Annotated in this window: 2 protein-coding genes; one reads left to right on the forward strand and one right to left on the reverse strand. The window is 60.2% G+C overall.

Translation table 11 applies throughout. The features are described from left to right. Nucleotides 1–21: 21 nt before the first annotated feature. Nucleotides 22–1,209 carry an AI-2E family transporter gene (locus WBV42_RS17780; RefSeq protein ID WP_423987212.1) on the reverse strand — a complete coding sequence of 396 codons (1,188 nt, stop codon included), beginning with the start codon at nt 1,207–1,209 and terminating at the stop codon, nt 22–24. 264 nt (nt 1,210–1,473) lie between these two features. Here WBV42_RS17780 and WBV42_RS17785 point away from each other — a divergent pair, with 264 nt between their 5' ends. Next, complete coding sequence (locus WBV42_RS17785; RefSeq protein WP_423987213.1) at nt 1,474–2,091, forward strand: GAP family protein; 618 nt, start codon at nt 1,474–1,476, stop codon at nt 2,089–2,091. The last annotated feature ends 70 nt before the right edge of the window (nt 2,092–2,161 follow it).

A 2,161-nucleotide genomic window follows, 5' to 3' on the forward strand; every position in this document is an offset into this window, starting at 1 on the left:
GTCTTCTCGGTAATTCCCATTCTATTTCTCCTCCTCTTGTCCGCCATCTGTTGCCTCGCCACCTTTCGTCGTGTCGTCGAACCCCTCGTCCGTTTCCCGCGTCGTCGGCTCGATATCGATCGGGGAGTCCGGTTTCTCCCCGCGGAGTTGCGGGACGACCACGCCGAAGAACTGGACGACGATGACCATCAACAGCGGCCCGAGGAAGACCCCGTACCATCCGAACAGTATCGGACCGAGCAGGTAGGCGAACATCACCAACGAGAGGTGGAACAGCTTCCCCGAGAGGTACGGTCGGATGTAGGTTCTGACGACGTTGTCGAACGCGAGCGTCATGAACAGGAAGAACACCACCGGGTACCAGAGGTCGGTCGGGTTGCGCTGAATCGCACCCAACGCGAGAAACGCCGCGATGGCGATGTAGACGACGGAGCGCCCGACGAGCGGCACGAGCGTGAAGATACCCGTGATGACCGCGAGCAGTATCGTTGCCGGAATCAGGAGGTTGTTGGGCGCGAAGAGGTTGAACAGGTTGTAGATGAGAGCGGTCAGAATCATGATGACGAAGATCGTCAGCGTGTAGCCAAAGTAGATCGAGTTCAGCCCCGAATCGACCGCTTCGAGGTAGTCGACGGACAGTCGGTCGTCCCCGAGCAGTTGTTCTTTCCCCCATCGAGCGAGGCGTTCGTCCTCCACGAGGAGGAAAAAGCCCAGCAACAGGGAGAGAAAGAGCATGAACACGCTCGACGCGACGGCACCGATGAACGACTGTGTGCTCGTCAGCGCCGACTGCACCGACGGGTTCTTGAGCGTCGTGCTCGCCGTGTCCAACAGCTTGTTCGGGTCGTTCGGGATCGTGATGTTCGGAACTCCACCGAACAGTTTCGCCACCATCGGCGTGGTCGCGAAGTGGGCCAGTTGCCCGATTGCAATCGAGAAGAACACGCCCAGAAAGAGGACGACCGGCACGACGATGAGCAGCAACGACAGCGCCGCCGAGAGGTTCCCGTTCCCGACTCGCTTGCCGATGAAGCGGTTTATCGGCCGCGCGACGTAGTAGATGAACAGTCCGAACACGACCCACGGAAGGAACGTGTACGCGATGACGGCGACGATGCCGAACACTATCAGGCCGACGACCCACCACCGCAGGTTCGGCCGCTCGATACGAATCCGCGTTGCTCCCGAGTCCACCCCACTCCCAACCATACCTACCGTACGTCATCCAGGCCGTTAGCTCTGCCGCTAAAAACGCCGGAAACAGGCGATTGAAGGGCTGGTACTGGTGTTTACTCTTCGACCACAACACCTATCCTGTTAGCTGTCCTACTTGTGTGTGAAGGCACGCCTCGGCTCCCACGGCCGGTCGTGCTGTGGGGGAAGTGACATGAGTGACCCGAAATCGGGACCGAACTGGGGTATCGGACGACGAACGATGGGCCAATTCCGTGACTACGAAGGGGTCGCCGAGCCGTGAGTTTCTTGAGGGTTCTTCCGTTGGCGTTCGTGATGATCGCCGGGCCGCAGATTCTGAGTGCCATCTTCCTCGCGACGAGCGAGAACTGGCGGCGCAACTCCGCCGCGTTCGTCTTCGGATCGGCGCTCTCGATCACGCTTTTGGTCTCGCTCGCGTACTTCCTCGGTATCGGCGCGAACCGCCAGCGCGGGTCGAACACCACGCTCTCCGTCATCGTTCTCGTTCTCCTCCTCGCCGCCATGGTGCACACCTACCTGACGCGAGAGGAATCGGAACCGCCGAAGTGGATGGGGAAACTGACGACGGCCAACCCGCGGTTCTCGTTCCGACTCGGCTTCCTCCTGCTCGGATTCTTCCCGACCGACATCCTCACCTCGGTCGCCGTCGGGTCCTATCTCTCGGCGAACGGATTGGCGTGGACCGACTCGCTCGGTTTCATCGCCATCACCCTGCTATTTCTGGCGTTTCCCGCCCTCGTGTTGCTCGCTTTCGGTGAGCGTGCACAGGCGTGGCTTCCGAAGGCACGCGAGTGGATGAACGACAACTCGTGGGTCGTCAGCGAAGCCGTCATTTTGCTCTTCGTCGGGATGAGCCTCAACGACCTCCTCGGCTAATCGCTTCCGTTCATTCCCGGAACTTTCGCATCAGAACCGGTACTCGCGTATTCGCACGTCCTCACCGTAC

It is taken from the genome of Haladaptatus sp. (genome assembly GCF_049589095.1).
Taxonomy (GTDB): domain Archaea; phylum Halobacteriota; class Halobacteria; order Halobacteriales; family Haladaptataceae; genus Haladaptatus.

Coding starts and splice junctions, on each gene's coding strand:
- WBV42_RS17780 (WP_423987212.1), bottom strand. CDS start 1,209: ATGGTTGGGAGTGGGGTGGACTCGGGAGCAACGCGGATTCGTATCGAG.